Raw genomic sequence first — 23,679 nt, 5'->3', positions numbered from 1 at the left:
CACTGAACGGCGCGTCGCGCAACCCCCCGGGGCACACCGGGTGCCAGACGGTTATCCACAGGCCCTCGGCGGCCCGCTGCGGGATCGACCTACAGTGACGCGACCTCGCCGCCGACAGGAAGCCTCGTCATGACCCGCACCCGGGCCGTCCTCGCCGCCACCTCCCTCGCCACGGCCGCCGCCCTGCTCGTCGCCGGGTGCGCCGAGGACGAGCCACCGACCGCCACACCGCGGCCCGGTACCAGCGCCAGCACGAAGCCCTCGCCGTCGCCGTCGCCGACAGCCAAGGCTGTCGTCGTGGCACCCGAACGACCCCAGGCGCTGGACGACGACGGGCCCGCCGGCGCCGAAGCCGCCGCGGTCTACTTCCTCGAGCTCGACGACTACATCATGAAGACGGGCGACACCGCCGAGTGGGAGGCCATGTCGCACAAGAGCTGTGAATACTGCGCCAATCGCCTGAGGCAGGCGCGAGAAATCGCAGCGAAGGGTTACGACTGGGAGAGCAAGCCGACCACCGCGAGCGTCACACATTTGTACGAACAAGATCAGGCGACCGGGATCTGGCCGGTCGACGTCAAGGTCGCGCAGGGTGCCGTCACCCTGACGGATATGACGGACGCGGTCATCTACGAGGAAAAACCAGTCCAACTGCACCTGGCTGTCGAGGTCGGGCGACAGGACGGTGCCTGGGTCATGATCGGCGCCGCCCAGATCAAGGAAAAGTGAGATGCGCGAAATCGCGAAACTCGCGGCGACCTCACTTGGCTTGATGACCGCACTCGTCCTCCCGTCGGTAGCGACATCGCCCGCCGACGAGGGATCGATCTGGAGCAGGGCAGACGAGGCAACCGACACCATGCAGGTCGGACGCGAGGGCGATGCTCACGCAGGAAACACGGGGCCTGGCAAGTCCACTTCCGGCCAATCCCAGGACCGCTACCTGCGCGCGGACGCCACGGCCTGCCTCACGTTCGACGACCTCGAAGCCGTCCAAGCCATCACCACCGCACCCGGCGCCTGCCCCCAGAACACCACCGAAGCCCAGATCACCCCCGCCTGCGACGGCACCCGCCTGCACGCCCTATGGGTCCAACGCCTGCGCAAGGACGGCACCTACGCCAACCCCGAACAACTCACCGACGACCAATGCATCACCCCCACCGACCTCACCACCCAAGCCCGCCACGCCTTCCGCACCCTGCACATCCCCACCCCCACCGCCACCCTCCAAGCCACCCCACCCCTGCTCGTCAACATCCACTACCCCGCCTACACCACCGCCACCCCCCACGACCGCGACACCACCCTCCTCGGCATCCCCCTCACCATCCGCGCCGAACCCACCAGATACACCTGGGACTTCGACGACCCCCACAGCACCAGCAACACCCTCACCACCACCGACCCCGGACACCCCTGGCACCCCGGCGACCCCACCCCCGACACCACCTGGATCGGGCACACCTACACCCGCCTCGGCACCCCCGACACCGACCCCCACACCCACACCGACACCCACGGCAACGTCTACCGCACCCACATCACCCCCACCCTCACCACCACCTGGCAAGGCCGCTACCGCATCCAAGGCACCAGCACCTGGACCACCATCCCCGACACCCTCACCACCACCAGCACCACCACCCCCCTCACCATCACCGAAGCCCGCACCCACCTCGTCTGCCAAGACCTCCACGGCAACCGCACCTGCTGACCCACCCACGGACAGGTCGACCGCGGACAGGGTCGGGCACGGGTCCGCACAGCACGAGGCCCGGCGACGATCGCTCGTCACCGGGCCCCGTGGTTGTGCAGGCGCTGCAGGTCAGGCGGGGGTGGCCTCCGCAGCCTCGGCGGCGTCGACGTCTTCGAGCGCGGCCAGCTCGGCCAGGTCGCCGGCGACGATCTCCGCGATCTGGACGGCGTTGAGCGCCGCACCCTTGCGTAGGTTGTCGTTCGCGACGAACAGGACGAGTCCGCGCCCGCCGGGCACGGACTGGTCGGTGCGGATCCGCCCGACGAACGACGGGTCGGCTCCCGCAGCCTGCAGCGGCGTGGGCACGTCCGCCAGCTCGACGCCCGGCGCGGACGCGAGCAGCTCCCGGGCACGCTCGGGCGTGATCGCGGCACCGAACTCGGCGTGGATGGCCAGCGAGTGCCCGCTGAACACCGGCACCCGCACGCAGGTGCCGGCGACGGCCAGGTCGGGCAGGCCGAGGATCTTGCGGGACTCGTTGCGGAGCTTCTGCTCCTCGTCGGTCTCGCCCGAGCCGTCATCCACGAGGTTCCCGGCCAGCGGCAGCACGTCGAACGCGATGGGCGCGACGTACTTGTCCGGCGTCGGGAAGTCGACCGCCGCACCAGAGTGCGCCAGTCCCTCCAGGTCCCCGGCGACGGCGGCCCGCGCCTGGTCGGCCAGCTCCTTGACCCCGCCGAGGCCGGAGCCGGACACCGCCTGGTAGGTCGCGACGCGCAGCCGCTCCAGCCCTGCCTCGTCGGCCAGCGGCTTGAGCACCGGCATCGCGGCCATCGTGGTGCAGTTCGGGTTCGCGACGATGCCCTTGACGGCGTCGCCGATCGCCTCCGGGTTCACCTCGGAGACGACCAGCGGCACCTCGGGGTCGAGGCGCCACGCTGACGAGTTGTCGATGACGACGGCGCCCGCCTCGGCGAACCGGGGCGCGTGCTCGCGCGACGTGCCGCCGCCCGCGGAGAAGATCGCGACGTCGACGTCCGCCAGGTCGTCGGTGGCGGTGGCCGCGACGTCCTCGACGACGACGTCCACGCCCTCGAACGGCAGGGTGCTGCCGGCGGAGCGCGCCGAGGCGAAGAACCGCAGCTCCTTGACCGGGAAGGCGCGCTCCGCCAGGAGGCGGCGCAGCACGCCGCCGACCTGGCCGGTGGCGCCGACGATGGCGACGTTCACGCCGGAGGTGTTGATCTGGACCATCAGCGCGTCACCGCCCCGAGCCGGCGTAGACGACGGCCTCGCCCTCGGCGGAGTCCAGCTCGAACGCCGTGTGGATGGCGCGCACCGCGTCGTCCAGGGCGTCCTCGCGGGTCACGACCGAGATGCGGATCTCCGAGGTGGAGATCATCTCGATGTTGATCCCCGCGTCCCGCAGCGCGCCGAACAGCCGCGCCGAGACCCCGGGGTGCGACTTCATGCCCGCGCCGACCAGCGACAGCTTGCCGATCTGGTCGTCGTACTGCAGCGACGCGAACCCGATCTCCTCCTGGAGGGCGTTCAGCGCGGCGAGCGTGGAGGGGCTGTCCGCGTGCGGCAGCGTGAACGAGATGTCCGTGAGGCCGGTGTGGGCTGCCGAGACGTTCTGCACGATCATGTCGATGTTCGCGCCCGCGCCGGCCACCACCTCGAAGATGCGGGCGGCGGTGCCGGGCTTGTCCGGCACGCCGACGACGGTGATCTTGGCCTCGCTGCGGTCGTGCGCGACGCCGGAGATGATCGGGGCTTCCATCTCTGTCTCCTCCTGGTCGCCCGTGGGGGCGTTGGGGTCGATCGCGTCGCCGTACGTACCGGTGACGAGGGTGCCGGTGGTGTTGCTGAACGAGCTGCGCACGTGCACGGGCACGTCGTAGCGGCGTGCGTACTCCACCGCACGCAGGGCGAGGACCTTGGCGCCGGACGCGGCGAGCTCGAGCATCTCCTCGTAGGTGACGCGGTCGATCTTCCGCGCTGCCGGGACGATGCGCGGGTCGGCGGTGAACACGCCGTCGACGTCCGTGTAGATCTCGCAGACGTCGGCGTCGAGCCCTGCCGCGAGCGCGACCGCCGTCGTGTCCGAGCCGCCGCGGCCGAGCGTCGTCACGTCGTTCGACGAGCTCACGCCCTGGAACCCGGCGACGATCGCGACCTGGCCCCGCTCCACCGTCTCGCGGACACGGTGCGGGACGACGTCCACGAGCCGCGCGCGGCCGTGCACGGCATCGGTGATGAGGCCGGCCTGCTGGCCGGTGAAGGACTTCGCCTTCACCCCGAGGTTCGTGATCGCCATGGCGAGCAGGGACATCGAGATGCGCTCACCGGAGGTGAGGAGGATGTCGAGCTCGCGCTGCGGGGGCAGCGGGGTGATCTGCCCGGCGAGGTCGAGGAGCTCGTCCGTGGTGTCGCCCATGGCGCTCACCACGACGACGACGTCGTTCCCCGCCCGCTTGGTCGCCGCGATCCGCTTCGCCACGCGCTTGATGCTGTGGGCGTCGGACACGGAGGATCCGCCGTACTTCTGTACGACAAGTGCCATACCTGTCACAACCTTCTGCTGGCCGGCCTCCGTCTCTCTCAACGGCCCGCCGGGTGCTGGTGCTTGCCCGTCGATGCTACGTGGTCGTCACCTCGGGCCGCAGGTGTGGTCCAGGTCGTGAACGCCTCACGCGCTCCAGTCGTGCCAGACGTCGTACCCGAGCTTGATGATGAGCGCGCCCACCACGACGACGAAGATGACGCGCACGAACGCGCTGCCCTTGGCGACCGCCATCCGCGCTCCGACGTACGCGCCCACGAGGTTGGCCGCGCCGATCATGAGCCCCAGCCCCCACAGCACGGCGCCGTGCGGGACGAAGAACAGCAGCGCGCCGAGGTTCGTCGCGAAGTTGGTGATCTTCGCCAGCGCCGACGCCGGCAGGAACGCGTAGCCGAGCACGCTCACCAGCGCGATGACGAGGAACGTGCCCGTGCCGGGTCCGAGCAGCCCGTCGTACGCGCCGATGACGAGCCCGATGCCGGCCGCGGTCCAGCGGTGCCGGTTGCCCTCCCAGCGCAGGTTGTCGTGCGCGCCCAGCTTCGGCTTCAGCACGGTGTACGTGGCCACGCCCACGAGGACGACGAGGATGATCGGCTTGAACAGGTCGGCCGGGATGCGGCTGGCCAGCGCGGCCCCGCCGAACGCCCCGACCAGGGCCGCGAGCGCCATCGGGCCGGCGGTCGTGAGGTCGGGGCCCACCCGGCGGTAGTAGGTGATCGCGCTGGTCGACGTCCCCATGATCGAGCCGAGCTTGTTCGTGGCCAGCGCCTGCACCGGCGAGATCCCGGGCACCAGCAGCAGCGCCGGGAGCTGGATCAGCCCGCCGCCCCCCACGACGGCGTCGACCCAGCCGGCGGTGAGCCCGGCGAGGACGAGCAGCACGATGGTGAGGGTGTCGAGGTCGGGCACGCGGGAATCCTGCCATGCCCACCGGCGCCGATCTCGCCCGTGGCGGTTCTCCCGCCGTCCCTGCCGTGATCGCCTCCCTGTCGGGATGCGACGACGGTCAGAGAGTCAGACGGACCGTGTCGGTGGTGCCGTCGGTGTACGTGACCTGGACGTCCACCCCGTCGCTCGACGCGCCCAGCAGCTCATCACCGGGGAACCAGAGGGCGAAGTGACCACCGGTCACGGTGGCGACGACCCGGCCGTGCGACCGGCTGTCGTACGCGACGCTCGAGACCTCGGTCCCGGCATCGCCGGCCGCCAGCGAGATGTCGCCGGAGCTCATCGTGCCCACGCCCAGGTCTCTCGCCGACAGGTCGCGCGGTCCCGGTGCTGCGTAGGCGGTGGGGGCGCCGACGGAGCCGATCCAGGCCTTGTCGAAGAGGTGCGAGGAGTCGTCGGTGATGCAGAGGGCCGAGAATCCGCCGACGTCGGCGAGCATCACCGTGCTCCAGGCCCCTCGGCGTTCAGCCACGACGGTCTCGGAGCGGTCCAGCAGGTCGACGTACGCGCTGCCGGGACCTCCTGCCTGGCTCTCCCGGCATGCGTCGGCCGCCCGCTCACGCTCTTGCGCTGACATGCCTTGCGGTGTCGCCTTCCAGGTGGCGAAGGCCTGGTCTCCGCCGGTGAGCGCAGGCATCACCACGATCGACGCGGCGGCCGCGACCGCCACGCCGCCGAGCAGGGCTGCTCGACGGACGGGCCTGGAAAGCTGGGGGGCGCGGACGTCGGCGATCGGTGACGACGCGAGCCTCGGCCCCGTCGCCCGACCAGGCTCCGTCGCCAGGATGGTGTCGAGGTCAGCGCGAGCACGGGAGCTGGTGGGGTCGACGGTGCGGTCGGCCCGGTCCAGCAGCCGCAGGGCGCCGTCGATGGTGTCGGAACGGTTCATGATGCTGCGGTCCTCTCGGTGACGGGGGTCGATGGCGCGGCCTGCCGGGGCAGGTCGTCGAGGAACAGCCGGAGCGCTCGACGCGCCCGACTCAGTCGCAGCCGGAACGCCACCGGCGAGATGCCGAGGACGGCGGCGGCCCGGGGCGCATCGAGACCTTCGAACGCTGCGAGAGCGATCGCCTCCTGGTGCGTCTCGCTCAGGAGCTTCCATGCCCGGCCGAGGTCGATCAGGCTCACGACCCCGTCGGCCTCCATGGCCGACGGGAGCGACGGCGTGTCGGCGAGGTGCACGCCGAGGGCGCGGCGGCGCTGCTCACCCCGCTGATCGTTGAGCATGAGGTTGCGGGCGATGCCGAAGACCCAGGCTCGGGCGTCGTCGTGCGAGCGTGGCAGGTCCTCGAGGCGACGCCAGACCACCAGCAGCGCCTCGGCAGCCAGGTCCTCGGCACGGTCGGGATGCGCTCGACGTTGGGCGAACCTCACGAGGTCCGGATAGACCGCCTCGTAGAGCGCCCTGAAGGTGCGTTCCGGATCGGCGTGCCGCTGCTGCTGGCTCATGCCCGGTACCTGTCCGTCACCCCGCCGAGTGTGTCGCGGCGCAGGGCGACGGGTCGTGCCGCGCGGCGACCGCCGCCGGCCTGACGCTCAGGAGTGCAGGGCGTCGTACTCCGCCTCGGCGGCGACGTCGTCGTCGACGTCGAGGCGCAGGTGCGCGAGCACGCCCTGCAGCACGCGCAGCGCCGACGACGCGCGCTCGCCCCAGGACGACAGGTAGCTGAACTGCCACCACCACAGGCCTTCGAGCTCGTGACCGTCGTCGAAGTGCTGCAAGCCCTTGGCGATCTCCTCGGCGACGCACGCCAGGTCGCCGGACAGGGTGGCGGGGGTGACGTCGGCGCTGAGCGCCGGGTCGGCCACCTCCACGTAGTCGTCGAAGCCGTCGAACATCTTCGCGAGCGCGTCACGCAGGGGGTCGACGTCGGTCTCCGGGCCGGCGTCGGGCTCCCACCGCTCGGCGGGGACGACGTCGACGATCGCGGCCAGCCGCGCGCCCGCGGCGAGCAGGTCGGACGTCGCGAGGATCAGCAGCGAGAGCTCGGCCCCCGGTGCGGCGCCGGACGCCACCTGCGTCGTCGTCGAGAGGAACACGCGCGCCTGCGCGGACATCTGCTCGGCGACGTCCCGGAACTCTGAGCCCGCCTCGATCTCCCCCACGATGCTGCCCCCTCCCGCCGTGGTCGACGGCGTCGGTCGTGCTGGACGGTGTCCTCGCGGGCGTCGCGGCTGGTCAGCCGCCGACGACCCGCCGGCCCTCGAACGCGCGCCCGAGGGTCACCTCGTCCGCGTACTCCAAGTCTCCCCCGACGGGCAGGCCGCTGGCCAGACGAGACACGGTGACGCCCATCGGGGCGATGAGCCGCGACAGGTACGTGGCCGTCGCCTCGCCCTCGATGTTGGGGTCGGTGGCGAGGATGACCTCGGTGACCGCCCCGTCGGCGAGGCGCGTCATGAGCTGGCTGATGCGCAGGTCGTCGGGGCCGACGTTCTCGATCGGGTTGATGGCGCCGCCGAGCACGTGGTACCGCCCCCGGAACTCCCGCGTGCGCTCGATGGCGACGACGTCCTTGGGCTCCTCGACGACGCAGATCACGTCGTCGCTGCGGCGCGGGTCCGCGCAGATGCGGCACTTCGGCGACTCGGCGACGTTGCCGCACGTCTCGCAGAACTGCACGCGCGCCTTGACCTCGGTGAGCGCGTCGGCCAGGCGGCGCACGTCGGCGGAGTCGGCCGCGAGCAGGTGGAACGCGATCCGCTGCGCGCTCTTGGGCCCGACGCCGGGAAGGCGGCCGAGCTCGTCGATCAGGTCCTGGACTGCGCCCTCGTACACAAGGACCCAGCCTACGGGCCGCCGGAGACACCGCGGACTGTCGGTGCCGGACAGCGGCGGCTCCGTGATCGGTGCGGCACTTCACGACCGTGTCGGCAGTTCGGACTGCCGCCCCGATGCCGAACTGCCGACGTGACCACTGCGGCAGGATGGCTCGCATGGATCTGTCCGCCTCCGAGGTCGTGGCGCTGCTCGACGACGACGGGCGCCCGTGCGGTACGGCGCCCCGGGCCCGGGTGCGTGCCGAGAACCTGCGGCACGCCGCGACGGCGGTCGTCGTGCGCAACGGCGCCGGCGAGGTCTACGTGCACCGCCGCACGGACACGAAGGACCTCTACCCCGGCCGGTACGACTTCTGCGCCGGCGGCGTGCTGCGCGCCGGCGAGGACCCGGCGGAGTCCGCCGTCCGGGAGCTGGCCGAGGAGCTGGGGGTGACGGGTGTCGACCTCGCGCCCCTCGGGTCCGCCGACTACGCCGACGACCGCACGCGCATGCGCGAGTTCCTCTACGAGTGCACCTACGACGGCGCCGTCACCTGGCAGCCCGAGGAGGTCGCCTGGGGCGCGTGGGTCCCGCCCGCCCGGCTGCTCCGGATGATCGACGAGCTGCCGTTCATGCCCGACAGCGTCGCCAACTTCGCGTCCTGGCTCGACGACCTGCGCCGCTCCCAGCCCAGGTCGTCCCAGGCCCCCGCGAGGTAGTCCCAGGCCTGCCGAGGTAGTCCCGAGCCTGCCGAGGTAGTTCCGAGCCCGCCGAGGTGTTCTCGGTCAGCCCGCGACGAGCTCGGCCTCGAACCCGTCCTCGTCCTCCAGGTAGGCGGCGTAGTGCTCCGGGCCGCCGGCGAACGGATGGCGGTCGGCGAAGAGCAACGTCCACCCGTGCTCGGGAGCGGCGGCGACCAGTGCGTCGAGCTGGGCGCGCGTGCCGGCGTGGAGGGCGAGGTGGTTCAGCCCGGGACGACGGCGGTCGTGGGTGGTGTCCGACAGCGCCGGGCTCTGCTCGACGACCACGTAGGCGTCGTCGAGCAGCCACGACCGCCCGTGCTCCCAGGACTGGTGGGGGCGGTACTCGAGCCGGGCGAGCAGCCAGCCCCATGAACGCTCGGCGCGCGCGAGGTCCGGTACCCACAGCTCGACGTGGTGGATCGCACCGCGCCGCGGGCCCCCGGGCACGGGTGCGCTCACCGGCCGAAGGTCATCGGCCGGCGGCGACGTCGGCCATGAGGTCGACCGACAGCGGTGCCAGCGGGTGCGGCGCGACGGGGTCGGCCGGGTCGACCCAGACGTGCTCCTCGAGCTCGGCCCGCGTCTCGACGACGAATCCCTGCGGCAGCCCGATCTCGAAGACGTGCGCGTCGACCACGTGGTCCGGCTCGTTGGCCGCTACGGCGGCTCGGCGGGCCAGCGGCCGGGCGGCGGTCGGGTCGACGACGAGGCCGATCTCCTCCGCGCACTCGCGCACGAGCGCTGCCACCGGCTCCTCCCCCGGCTCGATCTTGCCACCCACCTGCATGAACGCGGTGGTCCCGCGCTTGCGCACGAGGAGCGCGCGGCCGTCGTCGCGCACGATGACGGCGGCGACGATGTGCAGCGTGGTGGTCGCCGGGGTCGCCGGGGTAGTCGGGATCTCCGGAGCGGAGCTCGACGCGGTGGTCGGGTGGCCGGTCATGTCAGGGCTGCTCCGCGATCTCCTCGATGACCTTGCCGCCCAGCACCTGGACCACCAGCTGCACGCCGACCAGTCCGGTCGACGTGATGTCGGGGTCGTCGGCGGACGGCTCGTCGTCCATCCCGCCCGGGCCGGACGACCCGCCCCAGGCGGGTCGAGCCTCGGCCTGCTGCGCCTCGCGCACGCGCCGCTCGGCTGCCTGCCGCGGCGTCTCGCGGACGGGCGAGCCGGCAGGCGCACCAGCCGGCGAGGTGGTCGGTGCCGGTACGGTCGGCGGCGGGGCGGCCGGAGACGGCGGTGCCACTGACGGGGTGGCGGCAGCCTGAGCCGTCGCCGACGCCGACGGTGCGGGGCCGGACGGAGCGGCGGCGGACCGGTTCGGCTCGGCCGGACCTGGCGCGGACGGCGCGGACGGCGCGGGTGCCCGGACCTCCTGCGTCCACGACGACGGGTCGCCGGCCCGGGAGCCGGACGGCGGCACCGTCTCGACGGCGGGGGCGCTGGACCCGGTGGCGCGCCGCGGCGCGGCGGCAGCGGTGGACGCGCCCGCCAGCCAGGCGGCGTCAGCGTCCTCCGCCGCCGTGCGCGCCGGCGCGGCCGCACGCCCCTGAGGGACCACGGCCTCCGAAGATGCGGGCTCCGCAGATGTGGGCTCCGCAGATGCGGCCTCAGAGGATGCGAGCTCAGGGGACGCGTCGCGCTGCGACTCCGTCGGGCGCTCAGCGAGGGCGACGCCGGCAGCTGTCGCGCCGGAGGTGCCGGGCGACTGCGGACCGGCCGCCGCCACCGTGGCCGCCGCGACGGTCGCGACCGGGGTCGCGGCGACAGGCGCGGACGGACGCCCCTGGCCGGCTCCGGGCGCCGGCACCTCCGGCCACCCACCACTGCCATTGCCATTGCCACCAGCGGTCGGTGCGGAGCCGGAAGCTCCGTGGCCCCCAGAACTGCGGCCCCCAGGACCGTGGCTCCCGGCACCGAATCCCGTCGGCCCGGTACCCGCGGGGCGATCGCCGCCCGGGCGGTTGCCGGACGCGCGCGAGAACCCGGACCGCCCGGCGGAGTCGTCGGCGCTCGGAGCGGGTTCCGGGTCGGGGTCTTCGGGCGGCGGGCCGCCGGGGTCGCCTCCGGAGGGCGCGGACCCGCCACCGGACCGCCCTTCGTCGACGGTGGCCTCGACCCGCACCTGGACACCGAGCGTCTGGTAGACCGACTCGCTCACGGCGTCCACGTGCCGGGGCTGCGAGAACGTCCGTGCCATGCCGGGGGCGGCGAAGCCGAGTCGCAGCAGCCCGCCTTCGAGCGACGCGACCTGGGCGTTCGGGCCGACGAGCGCACGAGTCACCGGGCTCCCGATGTTCGCGACCACCTCGTCCCAGCGTCGGCGGACCATCTCCGCGGTCGCGCCCGGCGCCCCGCCGGCGACGGGGGGCTCGACGGCGGCCACGCTGACCGGCTGCGCGTCCACCGGCGCTGCGTCGTCCGCCTCTGCAGCGACTTGCTCAGGGTTGACGGGGACAGGGTTGACGGGCTCAGCGTCGACGGGCTCAGCAGCGACCGGCTCTGCGCCGACGGGCTCTGCGTCGTCCGTCGCCGCGTCGTCCGTCGCCGCATCGTCGGGCTCCGCGACGTCCGGCTCAGCGTCCACCGTGCGGAGGTCCTCGACGCCGGCGACCGGCGGCTCGGGGTCCACAACCTCGGAGGCCAGGGGCGTAGCGTCTTCCGCCCGGGTGTCGGCGTCGCCGTCCTGGGGCGCCTCGCCCGAGCCCGCCGGTCCGGACGCGAGCCCCGACGCGGCGGACGCGTCGGACCCGGCACGCTCCGGCACCGCTGCGGCAGGCGCGGCCGCTGCGGCGGGCACCGCCGTCTCAGCCTGCTCGGCGGAGTCGGCGGAGTCGGCGGGGCGACGGCTCGCCTGCAGAGCGGCACGCGCGGCGGCGGCACCGCTCAGGCCACCGGCCGCAGGCGCAGCCGCCGGGGGCGCGTCCGTCGCGGGCCCACGGTCACCCGTCGCGGCGGGCGCGGACCGCACGGGCGCGCTGCCGATGACTCCGCGCTCGAGGCGGTCGATCCGGGCCGCGAGACCCTCCGCGCCGTCGTCCGCCCCGGGGAGCAGCAGCCGTGCGCAGAGCAGCTCGAGGTGCAGCCGCGGGGAGGTGGCGCCGGTCATCTCGGTGAGCGCGGCGTTCACGAGGTCGGCCGCGCGCGACAGCTCGGCCACGCCGAGGCGCCCGGCCTGGGTGCGCATCCGCTCGAGCTGGTCGGCGGGCAGCCCACGGAGCACGGCCTCGGCGGCGTCACCGGAGACGCCGATGACGATGAGGTCGCGCAGCCGCTCCAGCACGTCCTCCACGAACCGCCGGGGCTCGTGCCCGGTGGAGATCACCTGGTCGACCACGCGGAAGATGGACGCGCCGTCGCTCGCGGCGAGAGCGTCGATGACGTCGTCGAGCAGCGTGGCGTGGGTGAAGCCGAGCAGACCGACCGCGGTGTCGTACTCCACGGTGCCGCCGGTCGCACCGGCGATGAGCTGGTCGAGCACGGAGAGGCTGTCGCGCACGGAGCCGCCGCCGGCGCGGGTGACCAGCGGCACGACGCCCCCGCCCAGCTCGATCCCCTCGGCGGCGGTGAGCTGCTCGAGGTACGGGCCTAGCACGTCCGGCGGCACGAGCCGGAACGGGTAGTGGTGGGTGCGCGAGCGGATGGTGCCGATCACCTTGTCCGGCTCGGTCGTCGCGAAGACGAACTTCACGTGGGGCGGCGGCTCCTCGACGATCTTGAGCAGGGCGTTGAAGCCCTGCGGCGTCACCATGTGCGCCTCGTCGAGGATGAAGATCTTGTACCGGTCGCGCGCGGGGGCGAACGTGGCCCGCTCGCGCAGGTCGCGCGCGTCGTCGACGCCGTTGTGGCTGGCCGCGTCGATCTCCACGACGTCGAGCGAGCCGGGGCCGCCGCGCGCCAGCTCGACGCACGACGGGCACTCGCCGCACGGGGTGTCGATGGGGGTCTCCGGCGTGTTGCGGGCGCAGTTGAGCGTCCGCGCGAGGATGCGCGCCGACGTCGTCTTGCCGCAGCCGCGCGGGCCGGAGAAGAGGTACGCGTGGTTGACGCGCCCGCTGCGCAGGGCCTGCATGAGCGGTGCGGTGACGTGCTCCTGGCCGATCACCTCGGCGAACGTCTCGGGCCGGTAGCGGCGGTACAGAGCGGTGGTCACCCCGCCAACCCTAGACGCCCCAGCCGACACGGACGAGGCCGCTGCACAGGGCGAAAAGTGAGTCACTCACATTCAGGTGTACGGTGGCTTCATGACCGCCGACGGCCCCGTGCTCGTCACCCCGCGGGCGCGACGTACGCGCGACCGCCTCGTCTCCCACGCCCTGGACCTCTTCGAGCGGCAGGGTTACGACGCCACGACGACCGCGCAGATCGCCGACGCCGCCGGAGTCACGCAGATGACCCTGTTCCGACACTTCCCCACGAAGGACGCCCTGCTGGTCTCCGACCCGTACGACCCGCTCATCGCGGAGGCCGTCGGCGCCCAACCGGCAGACCTGCCGCCCGTCGAGCGCGTCCGGCGAGGCATGCTCGCGGCCCTCCGCGACGTCGCGCCCACCGAGGACACCACGGCGCAGCGGCGGGTCGCGCTGGTCGCGCGGACGCCGAGGCTGCGGGCGGCGGCCGTCGGCGCGACCGCGGCCACCGAGCGCGCGGTCGCCGACCGCCTGGTCGCCGACGGCGTCCCTCGCTTCGACGCGACCGTCGCCGCGGCCGCGTGCCTGGGCGCGTGCACCGCGGCGCTCCTCGCGCCCGCCGACCCCGCGACGACGGTCGCCGACACCGTCGCCCGCGCGCTCCGGCTGCTCGCGCCGGGTGACGACGATGCCTGACCCGCTTCCCGCCCTCGCGCTCCGCGACGTCCACCACGCCTTCGGCGGGAGGCGGGCGCTCACCGGCCTGTCCGTCACCGTGGCGCCCGGCGAGGTGGTGGCCATGATCGGGCTCAACGGAGCGGGGAAGACGACGGCGCTGCGCGTGCTCACGGGCCGCCTGCGGCCCGCAGCCGGTGCCGCCCGGGTGCTGGGTCACGACCCGGCACGGCTGCCCGTGGCCGCCGCCCGCCGGTTCGGCCACGTCGTCGGCGCCGCGCTGGTGGACCCCGCCCTCACCGTCGTCGAGAACCTCCGGGTCGCGGCCCTCCTGCACGGGCTGGCCCGCGACGCGGTCGACGACGCGGTGGTCGCCGTCGCGGACCGCCTCGACCTCACCCCCTGGGCCGACGCCCGCGCCCGCGCCCTGTCCCTCGGCAACGCGCAGCGCCTCGCCGTCGGGTGCGCCGTCGTCCACGCGCCCGACGCCCTCGTCCTGGACGAGCCCACCTCGGCCCTGGACCCGCGGGGGGTCGTGCTCGTGCGCGCGCTGGTCCGGGAGCGCGCCGCGAGCGGGGCCGCGGTCCTGGTGTCGAGCCACCACCTCGACGAGGTGGCGCGCGTCGCGGACCGCGTGCTCGCGGTGCACGGCGGGCGCGTCGTCGGGACGCTCGCCCCTGGCGGGGCCGAGCTCGAGCGCCGGTTCTTCGACCTCGTCCTCGCGGCCGACGTCGCGGCCGAACCCCTGGCCGACCCTCAGACCGACCCTCAGGCCGACCCTCGGAGGCACGCGTGACCGCGCTGCGCACCGCCCTGCTCGTCGAGCTCCTCGCGTGGCGTCGCGCCACCGTGCAGCGGCTCGCGACACCGCTGCTGGTCGCGCTGGTCCCGCTCGCGTCGGTCGGGCTGACCGCGCTGGCACGGTCGGGCGCGGTGCAGGGAGCGGGCGCCGCCAAGCTCGCCGACTACGCCACCGGCGACCTCGCCACGACCCACCTCGTCGTCGCCGGCCAGATCCTCTCCGTCGCGGTGCTCATGGCCGGCGGGTTCGCCGTGGCCGCCACCTTCGGCCAGCCGCTGGCCGACGGGCGCGCGGGCGCGTACTTCGGCCTCGCGACGCCGCGCGGCACCCTGGCGCTCGCGCGGGTGCTGGTCGTGGCGGGTTGGCTGGCGGCGTGCGTCGTCGCGACGACCGTGCTCACCGTGGCGACGTCGGCCCTCGCCGCCGCCTCGACGTCCGCACCCTTCGGCCCGGACGCCTGGGCGGCCGCCGGCCGAGCCCTCGGCGCCGGCCTGCTCGGGACCGGGCTCAGCCTCCCGTTCGCCGCGGTCGCGACGGCGACGCGCAGCCCCCTCGCCACGGTCGGCGCGCTGATCGGGGTCGTGGCGCTGACGCAAGTCGTCGTGCTGGTGGGAGCGGGCGCCTGGTTCCCCTACGCCGTCCCGTCCCTGTGGACCGGCACCGGCGGGCCCGAGGCTGCGGCGGACGTCGGCGGGGCCGCGCTGGCCCTGACCGCGGTCGTGGCACCCGCCGCGGCGGTGCTCGTCGCCGCACAGTGGCGCCGCCTCACGGACGTCTGACCCGAGGGGAGCTCAGCGGTGCAGCACCTTGCGCGCCAGGAGGTTCCCCAGCCACTGCACGACCTGCACGATCACGATGATCACCGCGACGGTGACGACGACGACCATCCAGTTGTACCGCTGGTAGCCGTACCGCAGCGCGAAGTCACCCAGGCCGCCACCACCGATGAGGCCGGCGATCGCGGACATGTCGAGCACCGCGATGAACAGGAACGTGTACCCCAGGATCAGCGGCGCCAGCGCCTCGGGCACGAGGACGGTGGTGATGATCCGCCACGACGACGCGCCCATCGCCCGGGCCGCCTCCACGACGCCGGGGTCGATGCCGACGAGGTTCTGCTCGACGATGCGGGAGGTGCCGAACGCCGTCATCACGGACAGCGGGAAGATGAACGCCGCGGTGCCCAGCGTCGTGCCGACGACCTGCAGCGTCACCGGCCCGAGCAGCGTGACGAAGATGATGAACGGGATCGGCCGCACGATGTTGACGAGCACGTTGAGCACGCCGAACACGGCCCGGTTCGCCATGAGGTTGCCCGGCCGCGTGACGTAGAGCGCCAGCCCCAGCGCCAGCCCGGCGAGGCCGCCGGTGAGCATCGCCACGGTGACCATCTGCAGGGTCTGGCCGAACGCCTCCCACAGGAGCGGCCAGAGGGTGTCCCAGTCGCGGTTCATCGGGTGCCTCCCTCGGCGAGAGCTGATCGTGGGTCGTCGAGCGGGCGGGCGGCGGTGCCGAGGTCGACGACGTCGGCACGGGTGCGCAGCGCCGCGAGGAACGCGGCGACCCGCTCGTCGGGGGCGACGAGCTCGACGGTGAGCGACCCGAAGGGCCGCTCCCCCACCTCGCTGATGCCGCCGAAGACGACGGCGCCGTCCACCTCGTGCTCGCGCAGCAAGCGAAAGAGGTCGGTGCCGGTGCTCGCGCCCTCGCGCACGCCCACGGTGACGAGGCGGCCCGGGTGCCGCTCGCGCAGCCGGGCGAGGGCGTCGGGCGACGGCCGGTCGTGCATCGCGGTGCCGACGAAGCGCTGGGCGGCGTCGGCCCGCGGGGCGGAGAAGACGTCGTACACGTCGCCGACCTCCACGACCTTGCCGCGCTCCATGACGGCCACCCGGTCGCAGATGGAGCGCACGACCTCCATCTCGTGCGTGATGACGACGATGGTGATGCCGAGCTCGGCGTTGACGCGCCGCAGCAGCGCCAGCACGTCCCGGGTGGTCTCGGGGTCCAGGGCCGACGTCGACTCGTCGGCGAGAAGGATGGTCGGCGACGTCGCGAGGGCGCGCGCGATGCCGACCCGCTGCTTCTGGCCGCCGGAGAGCTGACGCGGGTAGGCCTTGGCCTTGTCGGCCAGGCCGACGAACTCCAGCAGCTCGGCGACCCGCGCCGCGCGCTCCTCCCGCGGCCAGCGCGCCACCTTGAGGGGGTAGGCCACGTTGCCCGCGACGGTGCGCGAGGTCAGCAGGTTGAACTGCTGGAAGATCATGCCGATGCGGGCGCGCACCCCGCGCAGCCGCCGCTCGGGCAGCCCCGAGAGGTCGGTGCCCTCGACGACGACCGTCCCGGAGGTCGCGACCTCCAGGGCGTTCACCAGGCGCACGAGGGTCGACTTGCCCGCGCCGGAGTAGCCGATGACGCCGAAGATCTCGCCCGCGTGCACCGTCAGGGACACGTCGTCCACGGCGCGCACGGCGCGGTCGCCGTCCCCGAAGATCTTCGACACCCCGCGCAGCTCGATCGCCGGGGTGCCGGCGCGCGCCGCGCCTGCGGTCTCGGTCTCGCTCACGTGTCCGTCCTCACTGCTCAGTCCTCGTCCTTCGCCGTCGTGCCCAGCACCGCGGACGGGGCGCGGGTGGCGCGCCCCGTCCGGGTGGCGGGTCAGGAGGCCGCGCGGATGTCGTCCTCGAGGCCGGTGAGGATCTTCTGCAGCTCCTCGGGCGAGTTCTTCTTGATGACGGCGGTGCCGCCGGATGCCTTCTTCTCGGCGGCCACGACCGCGTCGGAGTGCGAGACCTCGGCGAGCTTCAGGAGGTCCGGGTCGTCGGCGTCCTCGGCCCGCGCCACCCACACGTTGATGTAGGGCTCGGCGGCCGCGGAGTCGGGGTCGTCCTGGAACAGGGCGTCGTCGGCGGAGAGGCCGGCGTCCTCGATGTAGTCGTTGTTGATGACCGACGCGTCCACCGACTGGAGCTGGATCGGGGTCTGCTCGGCGGAGACCGGGGTCACGGAGACCTTGGAGCTGGGGAGCACGTCGGCCTCGGTCGAGACGGCGCTGCCGCCGTCCTTCAGCTCGATGAGACCGGCCTCCTGGAGCACGAGGAGCGCGCGGGCCAGGTTGGTCGGGTCGTTCGGGACGGCGACCTGGCCGCCGGCGGGGATCTGGTCGAGCGAGTCATGCTTCGACGAGTACAGACCCAGCGGGTAGACGGCCGTGGCGCCGATGGGCGTCAGGTCGTCGTCGGCGTCGACGTTGTACCCGGCGAGGAACTGCAGGTGCTGGAACTGGTTGGCGTCGAGCTGGCCCTGCGAGAGGGACGGGTTGGCCTGCGTGTAGTCCTGGAGGTCCACGAGCTCGACGTCGAGGCCTTCGGCCGCTGCCTCCTGGGTGAAGACGCCCCACTTGTCGTCGGAGGCGCCGACGACGCCGACACGGAGCTTGCCGTCCCCCTTGCCGTCGCCCGAGGCGGCGTCCGAGCCGCCGCAGGCGGACAGGGCGAACGTGGTGACGGCGGCGATCGCGGTGACGGTGAGGAGGCGGTTGCGGGTGCTACGGGACATGGTCGTCCTTCCGGGCAGGCGCCGGGGTGCGGCGCCGAAAGAGGCGGGGTGGGTGCGGCAGCCACGGCCATCAGCTCGAGGCGGCGAGAGAACGGGGCTCCCGGGCGGTGCCGGGGGCGGGGCGACGGCGGGAGGCGCCGTCAGGCGCGAGGCCGAGCGATGGTCAGTCGAGCACGCACATTCGTCCCGCGGTCGCCGCCGGGCAGCACATGTCGCCGCGACGGCAGGAGCGCGCGGTCGAGGGTGCTGCGGGAGCGAAGCGGGACATGCCGTCAAGGTGACCATCCGCAGCGGCCCTGCACCAAGCCGGTGACCGGCAAATCTCAGGGACCGGACGGAAATGTGTCCGCATCGTGGATTCTGTGACCCGGGGCACTCTCGCTACGCCGCGAGGGCCTCCTCTGCCGCGCGTTCTGGGACGGTCCGGCAAAAATAAGGACCCCCCGCACACCCACCAGAGCTCACTTACCCTTGCTGCCTTCCGGCCCTGGGGGAGTTCGGCGAGATGGTGCCGCACGAGGGGTCTGCCCGACAGCCTAACCGAGACCCCGCCCGGTCCCGAAACCGGCGCCGGGACCTCCTCGCACCCGCGCCGCGCCCCGGCACGGCCCTGCCGGGGTGCAGCGAGAGCCGAGACCACCGTCACGTCCTCGCGATTCGGACGGAGCCGCAGGTGTCGGCTATCCTGCTGAGGCTGCTGGCGATCGATGCCGGCTGCGCTCCAGGAGGATTCGCCTAGCGGCCTATGGCGCACGCTTGGAAAGCGTGTTGGGTTCACGCCCTCGGGGGTTCGAATCCCCCATCCTCCGCCTGGAACCGACGGGGCCCGCACCACACGGTGCGGGCCCCGTCGTCGTTCGCGCAACCTCGTCTCTGCGCGGACCGGGAAGCGACTCATCGAGCATCGTGGCTCGGTCGCCCCTTCAATCAGTACCGCTCATCCGACCCGCCGCGCCGGTCCCGGGCCGGCTGCCGACCGGACGGACGCTCGCACGATTCACTGCGGGGTACGCGACGGGCTCAGCACCGCGGTGTGACGAACTGGGCTTGCAGTTCTTGCAATCCGTCTCGTTCTGGCGGTCGCACCCCGCGACGGGGGCGGAACCTGGTCGACGGACCGCAGGGCAGAGCTTCTCGAACGAGCCGAGGGGCCCCGCGGACCGTTGAACAGGTCGAAGGGGTCTGAGTTGAGAAGGACTGCACGAACCGTCACGGCCGGGCTGGTCGGTGCCTGCCTGCTGGGCGGGAGTATCTCCACTGCCGCGGCCGCCACCCCTGCGGGGTCGACACCACGTTCACCCAGGCCGGGCTGAGCATCATCGACGCGCACACCACGATCACCCCGGGCACGGTGAAGGTGCTGGGCCGATCGGGCAAGGTCCGCGTCGATGCCGCCGTCACCACCACGACCACCTCGACCGGTATGCCCGGCATCCATGAGTCAGGCGGGCCAGTCGGTTCGGGAAGCGAGGAGATCGAGTCGTCCTGGACCGACACCCACCGGTACGTGCTGCGCCAGACCGACACCGGCTACCAGGTCATCTCCGACACCGTGCTACGGCCGCGCCGACGGCACCATCGACCACGTCATGGTCGTCACCGGCAACCGCACCGGCGTGTACAAGAACTACCCGAACATGCCGTTCATCAGCCAGAAGAGCTCCAACCGTCACAACATCCCCCTGACCACCTCGATCAAGCTCGCCAAGGACCAGGGCAAGACCAAGCGCGTCTGGTACGCACTCAAGCACCGCTAGGAGGTACCGATGTCCGACAGCGATCTCGCCGTTCTCCTGTCCGTCGTGTGGACCCTGCCCCTACTCATCGTCGGGACGACAACACTCGTCTTGATCATTGCCAACCTTCGAGGCGTTCGGCGCACCCGCGCGGTCGCCTGGCCTGTCACTGCCGTCGCCCTCATCCTGCTGGCCTTTGCATGGTGGAACTGCCTTGGGCAAGCGACCGCTCGCGACGGTGCCATCTGCGGGAGCGTGATCGGGCAAGCACTCATCGACGACACGATCTACCCCGAATGCGAGGGCAACGCTTGGCCAGTCCTCCTACCGTGGACGATTGTCACAATCGCCACCTTCGCCGCCTGGGCCTACGTCATCATCCGTTGGACCTCGCGCACCGACCGAACTCCCCACGCTCCAGAGAGTTCGGCAGCACCTGACGCCGCCGCAACGCCCTAGCCGCCGGCCCGCAACACGTCGTGGCGAAGCGGCGACCGCCTCCCACAGCGTCGGTGTGCACGTGTCGACGAATTGCCATCGATCAACGGGCACAAGATCGCCATCGGGCGATGCGGCGGGCCTTGCGCTCGTCGATCAACTCCCTCATGTGCACGGGTGCGGCCTCGCACGCGCCAGAATTCCCTTGGCGGCCGCCCGGCTGCCGCCGGAGCATGGGCGCCATGGACCGCACCTTCGACGAGCTCGTCGCCGAGGCCGACGCCGCGCCGATGGCGGGCTGGGACTTCTCCTGGCTTGCGGGCCGCGCCACGGAGGAGCGCCCGAGCTGGGGCTACTCGCGGCTGCTGCACGCACGGCTCGGCACCGTCGACGCGGCGCTCGACCTGCAGACCGGCGGCGGCGAGGTGCTCGCCGCCGCGCCCACGCTCCCCCGCCTGCTGGTCGCCACCGAGGGCTGGCCCCCGAACGTCGCGGCCGCGACCGCGCGGCTGCACCCGCGCGGCGTGGCCGTCGTCGCGCACGACGACGACGCGCCGCTGCCGTTCGCCGACGCGGCGTTCGACCTCGTCACGAGCCGGCACCCGGTGGTGCCGCGCTGGGCGGAGATCGCCCGCGTGCTGCGACCCGGCGGCACCTATCTCGCACAGCACGTGGGCCCGGCGAGCGTCTTCGAGCTGGTCGAGCACTTCCTCGGCCCGCTGCCCGACGACGTACGGCGCGGCCGCGACCCGCAGGACGAGGTGGCCGGCGCCCGCGCGGCGGGGCTCGAGCTGGTCGACCTGCGAGCGGAGCGCCTGCGGATCGAGTTCCACGACGTGGGCGCGGTCGTGTGGTTCCTGCGCAAGGTCGTGTGGATGGTGCCCGGGTTCACCTCCGACGCCTACCGGACCGAGCTGCGCGCGCTGCACGACCGGATCACGACGGACGGGCCGTTCGTGGCCCACTCGTCCCGCCACCTGCTGGAGCTGCGACGGGCACCGTGACGGGATCGTGACGACATCGTGTCCGTATCGCGAGGCAACCGCCCGCCTGGTCACGAGCCCGCCCCTACGATGGCAGCCATGATCTTCAAGGCCGTGGGGGACGGCCGTCCCTACCCCGACCACGGACACGTCACCGCGAAGGACTGGGTGGACGTGCCCCCGCGCCAGGTGCGCCTCGACGAGCTCGTCACCACCAAGCGCACGCTCGACCTCGACCACCTGCTGGCGGAGGACTCGACGTTCTTCGGCGACCTCTTCGCGCACGTCGTCGAGTATCAGAACGTCCTCTACCTCGAGGACGGCCTGCACCGCGCCGTGCGCGCCGCCCTGCAGCAGCGCCCGGTGCTGCACGCTCGCGTGCTCGTGCTTCGCTGAGCCCGCCGCGCTCCCACGAACAATCCCTCGAACTCAGGTAGTTTCTTCGCGTGACATCACCCGCCCCCGACCCGGCCCGCGAGACGCGCCGCAGGCGCGAGCACGAGCGTCAGGCCGTCGTCTTCGGGCTCATCATCGTGTTCCTGCTGGTCGCCGCGCTGGCGGCCGCCGCGATGTACTCGGGCGCCTTCAGCTCCCCGTTCTCGCGCCCCATCTACACGCCCGTCGCCGAGGCCCCGCAGCCAGAGCCCTGCCTCCCCCAGGTCAAGGGCCAGCCCGACGGCGCGCTCCCCGTGCCGTACTCGAAGGTCAAGGTGCGGGTCTACAACGCCGCCGACGGCAGCGAGCCGCTCGCGGGGGCGAACGCCGACGCGCTGACCGAGCGCGGCTTCGACGTCGTCACGAGCGGCAACTGGCTCGCCAAGCTGGACCAGTCCGAGGTGCGGTTCGGCACGAAGGGCATCACGCGGGCCTACACGCTCGCCGCCCAGTACCCCGACGTCCGCCTCGTGCTGGACAACCGCAAGGGCCAGACCATCGACCTTCTCGTCGGCGAGCAGTACAGCCCCCCGCTGAGCGAGGACCGCGTGCTCCTCACGGCCGACACCCCGATGCAGGACGTCGAGGGCTGCGTGCCCGCCGCCGAGATCACGCCCATCAAGCAGGAGACCATCAAGAAGCAGGGCTGACCCCGCGGCGAGCGCGCCCTCGTCAGTCGACCGGCGACGCCGCCGCGGGAGCCGAGGCGGGCGAGGCCGGCTCCTGGCTGGTCCCGCGCCAGCGGGCCACGGCGCGCATGCCGTGGAAGATGACCAGCGCCGACGCCGTGCCCAGCGCGATGCCCTCGAAGGACAGGTCGCCGACCACCCACGTGAAGTTCGCGATGCCGACGATCAGCGGCACCGCCGCGGTGGTGAGGTTCACCGGGTTGCCGAAGTCGACCTTGCCCTGCACCCAGATGCGCGCGCCGAGGATGCCGATCATGCCGTAGAGCATCGTCGTCGCGCCGCCCAGCACACCCGCCGGGATGGTCGCGATGAGCGCACCGAACTTGGGCGACATCGACAGCAGGAGCGCGGTCACCGCAGCCACCCAGTACGCCGCCGTCGAGTACACGCGGGTCGCCGCCATGACGCCGATGTTCTCCGCGTACGTCGTGGTGCCGGAGCCGCCGCCGACGCCCGCGAGCGTCGTCGCCAGACCGTCGCTGAACAGCGCCCGGCCGGTGAGGTCGTCGAGGTTGCGGCCGGTCATCGCCGCCACCGACTTCACGTGGCCGACGTTCTCCGCGATCAGCACCAGCACGACCGGAACGAACAGCCCCAGCACCGCCGGGTCGAACGACGGCGTGACGAAGTGCGGGAAGCCGAACCATCCCGCCTCGCGGACGGTCGTGAAGTCCACCTCGCCGCGGATCGTCGCCACGACGTAGCCGATGATCACGCCCACGAGGATCGACAGGCGGCCGAGGATGCCGCGGAACAGCACCGTCACGAGGATGATCGCGACGAGTGTGATGGTCGCCGTCACGGGTGCGGCGCGGAACCCGCTGTCGCAGGCCTGCACGATCTCGCCGTCGACGACCGACTCGCTGCACGAGCCCCACGCCGCAGGCGCAAGGTTCAGCCCGATGAGCGCGACGATCGTGCCGGTGACCACCGGCGGCATGACGACGTCGATCCAGCGGGCGCCGGCGAAGTGCACCAGGACGCCGATCGCGGCCAGCACGAGGCCGGTGACCAGGATGCCGCCGACGGCGACGGACTCGCCGTGCGACGCCGTCGCCGCGGTGATCGGCGCGATGAACGCGAAGCTGGAGCCCAGGTAGCTGGGGAGCCGGTTCCGCGTGACCAGCAGGAACAGCGCCGTGCCGATCGCCGAGAAGAAGAGCGTCGTCGCGGGCGAGAAGCCGGTGAGCACCGGCACGATGAACGTGGAGCCGAACATGGCCACCACGTGCTGCATCCCGATGCCGATGGTGCGCGGCCAGCTCAGCCGCTGCTCGGGGGCGACGACGTCGCCGGGGCCGACGTGCTTGCCGTCGCCGTGCTTGGTCCAGCCGAGGCTCATGGTGCTCCGTCCGTCGGGCCCAGAAATGGGCCGCCGTGCTCACCGTGGATGCTCGCCCGTGAACGTCCGGTGAAGATTGCCGCCGCACAGCGTACTTGCCGCGCCGGGCCGCACCACCACCCGAAAGCTGCCGAGGTAGTGCGAACCGCGCCGAGGTAGTTCATGACGCACGG

At 72.8% G+C, this 23,679-nt stretch carries 25 protein-coding genes, 1 tRNA gene and 1 other RNA gene; 12 read left to right on the top strand and 15 right to left on the bottom strand.

Annotated elements, in window-relative coordinates:
* Positions 1-129 precede the first annotated feature (129 nt).
* Both ACFT55_RS02545 and ACFT55_RS02540 read left to right on the top strand, forming a co-directional pair.
* The gene (locus ACFT55_RS02545; protein ID WP_380241195.1) at positions 130-729 is read left to right on the top strand and encodes a DUF6318 family protein; all 600 of its coding nucleotides are present in this window, start codon (positions 130-132) and stop codon (positions 727-729) included.
* A 1-nt stretch (position 730) separates the two neighbouring features.
* Positions 731-1,717, top strand: coding sequence for a hypothetical protein (locus tag ACFT55_RS02540; RefSeq protein WP_380241193.1), 987 nt, complete (start codon positions 731-733; stop codon positions 1,715-1,717).
* 111 nt (positions 1,718-1,828) lie between these two features.
* Here ACFT55_RS02540 and ACFT55_RS02535 read toward each other — a convergent pair whose 3' ends face one another.
* The 7 genes from ACFT55_RS02535 to recR all read right to left on the bottom strand — a co-directional run bounded on the left by ACFT55_RS02535 (position 1,829) and on the right by recR (position 7,992).
* Positions 1,829-2,953, bottom strand: a complete 1,125-nt coding sequence (locus ACFT55_RS02535) for an aspartate-semialdehyde dehydrogenase (RefSeq protein WP_380241191.1) — start codon at positions 2,951-2,953, stop codon at positions 1,829-1,831.
* A 7-nt stretch (positions 2,954-2,960) separates the two neighbouring features.
* Positions 2,961-4,265, bottom strand: coding sequence for an aspartate kinase (locus ACFT55_RS02530; RefSeq protein ID WP_380241189.1), 1,305 nt, complete (start codon positions 4,263-4,265; stop codon positions 2,961-2,963).
* 126 nt (positions 4,266-4,391) lie between these two features.
* Positions 4,392-5,174 (bottom strand): TSUP family transporter, encoded by a 783-nt coding sequence (locus tag ACFT55_RS02525; RefSeq protein WP_380241187.1) that lies wholly within the window; start codon positions 5,172-5,174, stop codon positions 4,392-4,394.
* A 97-nt stretch (positions 5,175-5,271) separates the two neighbouring features.
* Entirely contained in the window at positions 5,272-6,102 is an 831-nt protein-coding gene (locus tag ACFT55_RS02520) for a hypothetical protein (RefSeq protein ID WP_380241177.1), read from the bottom strand.
* Complete coding sequence (locus tag ACFT55_RS02515) at positions 6,099-6,662, bottom strand: RNA polymerase sigma factor (RefSeq protein ID WP_380241175.1); 564 nt, start codon at positions 6,660-6,662, stop codon at positions 6,099-6,101. Before ACFT55_RS02515 ends, ACFT55_RS02520 begins: the two co-directional genes overlap by 4 nt.
* 87 nt (positions 6,663-6,749) lie before the next feature.
* Positions 6,750-7,319 carry a DUF5063 domain-containing protein gene (locus ACFT55_RS02510; RefSeq protein WP_380241173.1) on the bottom strand — a complete coding sequence of 190 codons (570 nt, stop codon included), beginning with the start codon at positions 7,317-7,319 and terminating at the stop codon, positions 6,750-6,752.
* Positions 7,320-7,392: 73 nt separating this feature from the next.
* Complete coding sequence (gene recR, locus ACFT55_RS02505) at positions 7,393-7,992, bottom strand: recombination mediator RecR (protein WP_380241170.1); 600 nt, start codon at positions 7,990-7,992, stop codon at positions 7,393-7,395.
* A gap of 158 nt (positions 7,993-8,150) precedes the next feature.
* Here recR and ACFT55_RS02500 point away from each other — a divergent pair, with 158 nt between their 5' ends.
* Positions 8,151-8,693 carry an NUDIX hydrolase gene (locus ACFT55_RS02500; RefSeq protein ID WP_380241168.1) on the top strand — a complete coding sequence of 181 codons (543 nt, stop codon included), beginning with the start codon at positions 8,151-8,153 and terminating at the stop codon, positions 8,691-8,693.
* A 66-nt stretch (positions 8,694-8,759) separates the two neighbouring features.
* Here the strand turns inward: ACFT55_RS02500 and ACFT55_RS02495 are convergent, their stop codons facing one another.
* Genes ACFT55_RS02495 through ACFT55_RS02485 form a run of 3 tightly spaced genes read right to left on the bottom strand, consistent with a single transcriptional unit; the run spans position 8,760 to position 12,871 of the window.
* The gene (locus ACFT55_RS02495; RefSeq protein ID WP_380241166.1) at positions 8,760-9,176 is read right to left on the bottom strand and encodes a VOC family protein; all 417 of its coding nucleotides are present in this window, start codon (positions 9,174-9,176) and stop codon (positions 8,760-8,762) included.
* A gap of 10 nt (positions 9,177-9,186) precedes the next feature.
* Positions 9,187-9,660, bottom strand: a complete 474-nt coding sequence (locus ACFT55_RS02490; RefSeq protein ID WP_380241164.1) for an NUDIX domain-containing protein — start codon at positions 9,658-9,660, stop codon at positions 9,187-9,189.
* A gap of 1 nt (position 9,661) precedes the next feature.
* Complete coding sequence (locus ACFT55_RS02485; protein WP_380241162.1) at positions 9,662-12,871, bottom strand: DNA polymerase III subunit gamma and tau; 3,210 nt, start codon at positions 12,869-12,871, stop codon at positions 9,662-9,664.
* Positions 12,872-12,962: 91 nt separating this feature from the next.
* On the opposite strand from ACFT55_RS02485, the gene ACFT55_RS02480 reads away from it, so the two are divergent.
* Genes ACFT55_RS02480 through ACFT55_RS02470 form a run of 3 tightly spaced genes read left to right on the top strand, consistent with a single transcriptional unit; the run spans position 12,963 to position 15,104 of the window.
* Positions 12,963-13,544, top strand: coding sequence for a TetR/AcrR family transcriptional regulator (locus tag ACFT55_RS02480; RefSeq protein WP_380241160.1), 582 nt, complete (start codon positions 12,963-12,965; stop codon positions 13,542-13,544).
* The gene (locus ACFT55_RS02475) at positions 13,537-14,319 is read left to right on the top strand and encodes an ABC transporter ATP-binding protein (protein WP_380241158.1); all 783 of its coding nucleotides are present in this window, start codon (positions 13,537-13,539) and stop codon (positions 14,317-14,319) included. The genes ACFT55_RS02480 and ACFT55_RS02475 overlap by 8 nt, the downstream gene beginning before the upstream one ends.
* On the top strand, positions 14,316-15,104 hold the full coding sequence (locus tag ACFT55_RS02470; RefSeq protein ID WP_380241156.1) for a hypothetical protein: 789 nt from the start codon (positions 14,316-14,318) through the stop codon (positions 15,102-15,104). Before ACFT55_RS02475 ends, ACFT55_RS02470 begins: the two co-directional genes overlap by 4 nt.
* A gap of 12 nt (positions 15,105-15,116) precedes the next feature.
* Here the strand turns inward: ACFT55_RS02470 and ACFT55_RS02465 are convergent, their stop codons facing one another.
* From ACFT55_RS02465 to ffs, 4 genes are all read right to left on the bottom strand, one after another.
* Positions 15,117-15,779: a methionine ABC transporter permease gene (locus tag ACFT55_RS02465; RefSeq protein WP_380241154.1), complete on the bottom strand. Its 663-nt coding sequence runs from the start codon at positions 15,777-15,779 to the stop codon at positions 15,117-15,119.
* Positions 15,776-16,891 carry a methionine ABC transporter ATP-binding protein gene (locus tag ACFT55_RS02460; protein WP_380241152.1) on the bottom strand — a complete coding sequence of 372 codons (1,116 nt, stop codon included), beginning with the start codon at positions 16,889-16,891 and terminating at the stop codon, positions 15,776-15,778. Before ACFT55_RS02460 ends, ACFT55_RS02465 begins: the two co-directional genes overlap by 4 nt.
* A 92-nt stretch (positions 16,892-16,983) precedes the next feature.
* Entirely contained in the window at positions 16,984-17,883 is a 900-nt protein-coding gene (locus ACFT55_RS02455) for a MetQ/NlpA family ABC transporter substrate-binding protein (protein ID WP_380241150.1), read from the bottom strand.
* A 431-nt stretch (positions 17,884-18,314) separates the two neighbouring features.
* Positions 18,315-18,411, bottom strand: an RNA gene (gene ffs, locus ACFT55_RS02450) — signal recognition particle sRNA small type.
* A gap of 196 nt (positions 18,412-18,607) precedes the next feature.
* Between ffs and ACFT55_RS02445 the strand changes: the two genes are divergently transcribed.
* The 6 genes from ACFT55_RS02445 to ACFT55_RS02420 all read left to right on the top strand — a co-directional run bounded on the left by ACFT55_RS02445 (position 18,608) and on the right by ACFT55_RS02420 (position 22,125).
* A tRNA-Ser gene (locus ACFT55_RS02445) sits at positions 18,608-18,692 on the top strand.
* A 780-nt stretch (positions 18,693-19,472) separates the two neighbouring features.
* Positions 19,473-19,640: a hypothetical protein gene (locus ACFT55_RS02440; RefSeq protein ID WP_380241148.1), complete on the top strand. Its 168-nt coding sequence runs from the start codon at positions 19,473-19,475 to the stop codon at positions 19,638-19,640.
* 9 nt (positions 19,641-19,649) lie between these two features.
* Positions 19,650-20,078 carry a hypothetical protein gene (locus ACFT55_RS02435; RefSeq protein WP_380241146.1) on the top strand — a complete coding sequence of 143 codons (429 nt, stop codon included), beginning with the start codon at positions 19,650-19,652 and terminating at the stop codon, positions 20,076-20,078.
* A 221-nt stretch (positions 20,079-20,299) separates the two neighbouring features.
* Complete coding sequence (locus ACFT55_RS02430) at positions 20,300-21,061, top strand: class I SAM-dependent methyltransferase (RefSeq protein WP_380241144.1); 762 nt, start codon at positions 20,300-20,302, stop codon at positions 21,059-21,061.
* 78 nt (positions 21,062-21,139) lie between these two features.
* Complete coding sequence (locus ACFT55_RS02425; RefSeq protein WP_380241142.1) at positions 21,140-21,436, top strand: type II toxin-antitoxin system VapB family antitoxin; 297 nt, start codon at positions 21,140-21,142, stop codon at positions 21,434-21,436.
* 50 nt (positions 21,437-21,486) lie between these two features.
* Positions 21,487-22,125: a LytR C-terminal domain-containing protein gene (locus ACFT55_RS02420; RefSeq protein WP_380241140.1), complete on the top strand. Its 639-nt coding sequence runs from the start codon at positions 21,487-21,489 to the stop codon at positions 22,123-22,125.
* A 22-nt stretch (positions 22,126-22,147) separates the two neighbouring features.
* Here the strand turns inward: ACFT55_RS02420 and ACFT55_RS02415 are convergent, their stop codons facing one another.
* Positions 22,148-23,506, bottom strand: a complete 1,359-nt coding sequence (locus ACFT55_RS02415) for a uracil-xanthine permease family protein (RefSeq protein ID WP_380241138.1) — start codon at positions 23,504-23,506, stop codon at positions 22,148-22,150.
* Between the last annotated feature and the right edge of the window lie 173 nt (positions 23,507-23,679).

Source organism: Isoptericola sp. NPDC057191 (assembly GCF_042670225.1).
Taxonomy (GTDB): domain Bacteria; phylum Actinomycetota; class Actinomycetes; order Actinomycetales; family Cellulomonadaceae; genus Isoptericola.
This window is presented reverse-complemented; position numbering and strand designations above follow the sequence as displayed.

Excerpts from the sequence above, each read along its gene's own strand:
- ACFT55_RS02540 (WP_380241193.1), top strand. The coding sequence starts at position 731 with ATGCGCGAAATCGCGAAACTCGCGGCGACCTCACTTGGCTTGATGACC.
- ACFT55_RS02440 (WP_380241148.1), top strand. The coding sequence starts at position 19,473 with ATGGTCGTCACCGGCAACCGCACCGGCGTGTACAAGAACTACCCGAAC.
- ACFT55_RS02520 (WP_380241177.1), bottom strand. The coding sequence starts at position 6,102 with ATGAACCGTTCCGACACCATCGACGGCGCCCTGCGGCTGCTGGACCGG.
- ACFT55_RS02425 (WP_380241142.1), top strand. The coding sequence starts at position 21,140 with ATGATCTTCAAGGCCGTGGGGGACGGCCGTCCCTACCCCGACCACGGA.
- ACFT55_RS02475 (WP_380241158.1), top strand. The coding sequence starts at position 13,537 with ATGCCTGACCCGCTTCCCGCCCTCGCGCTCCGCGACGTCCACCACGCC.
- ACFT55_RS02430 (WP_380241144.1), top strand. The coding sequence starts at position 20,300 with ATGGACCGCACCTTCGACGAGCTCGTCGCCGAGGCCGACGCCGCGCCG.
- ACFT55_RS02435 (WP_380241146.1), top strand. The coding sequence starts at position 19,650 with ATGTCCGACAGCGATCTCGCCGTTCTCCTGTCCGTCGTGTGGACCCTG.
- ACFT55_RS02500 (WP_380241168.1), top strand. The coding sequence starts at position 8,151 with ATGGATCTGTCCGCCTCCGAGGTCGTGGCGCTGCTCGACGACGACGGG.
- ACFT55_RS02535 (WP_380241191.1), bottom strand. The coding sequence starts at position 2,953 with ATGGTCCAGATCAACACCTCCGGCGTGAACGTCGCCATCGTCGGCGCC.
- ACFT55_RS02530 (WP_380241189.1), bottom strand. The coding sequence starts at position 4,265 with ATGGCACTTGTCGTACAGAAGTACGGCGGATCCTCCGTGTCCGACGCC.
- ACFT55_RS02515 (WP_380241175.1), bottom strand. The coding sequence starts at position 6,662 with ATGAGCCAGCAGCAGCGGCACGCCGATCCGGAACGCACCTTCAGGGCG.
- ACFT55_RS02545 (WP_380241195.1), top strand. The coding sequence starts at position 130 with ATGACCCGCACCCGGGCCGTCCTCGCCGCCACCTCCCTCGCCACGGCC.
- ACFT55_RS02415 (WP_380241138.1), bottom strand. The coding sequence starts at position 23,506 with ATGAGCCTCGGCTGGACCAAGCACGGCGACGGCAAGCACGTCGGCCCC.
- ACFT55_RS02490 (WP_380241164.1), bottom strand. The coding sequence starts at position 9,660 with ATGACCGGCCACCCGACCACCGCGTCGAGCTCCGCTCCGGAGATCCCG.
- ACFT55_RS02455 (WP_380241150.1), bottom strand. The coding sequence starts at position 17,883 with ATGTCCCGTAGCACCCGCAACCGCCTCCTCACCGTCACCGCGATCGCC.
- ACFT55_RS02465 (WP_380241154.1), bottom strand. The coding sequence starts at position 15,779 with ATGAACCGCGACTGGGACACCCTCTGGCCGCTCCTGTGGGAGGCGTTC.
- ACFT55_RS02480 (WP_380241160.1), top strand. The coding sequence starts at position 12,963 with ATGACCGCCGACGGCCCCGTGCTCGTCACCCCGCGGGCGCGACGTACG.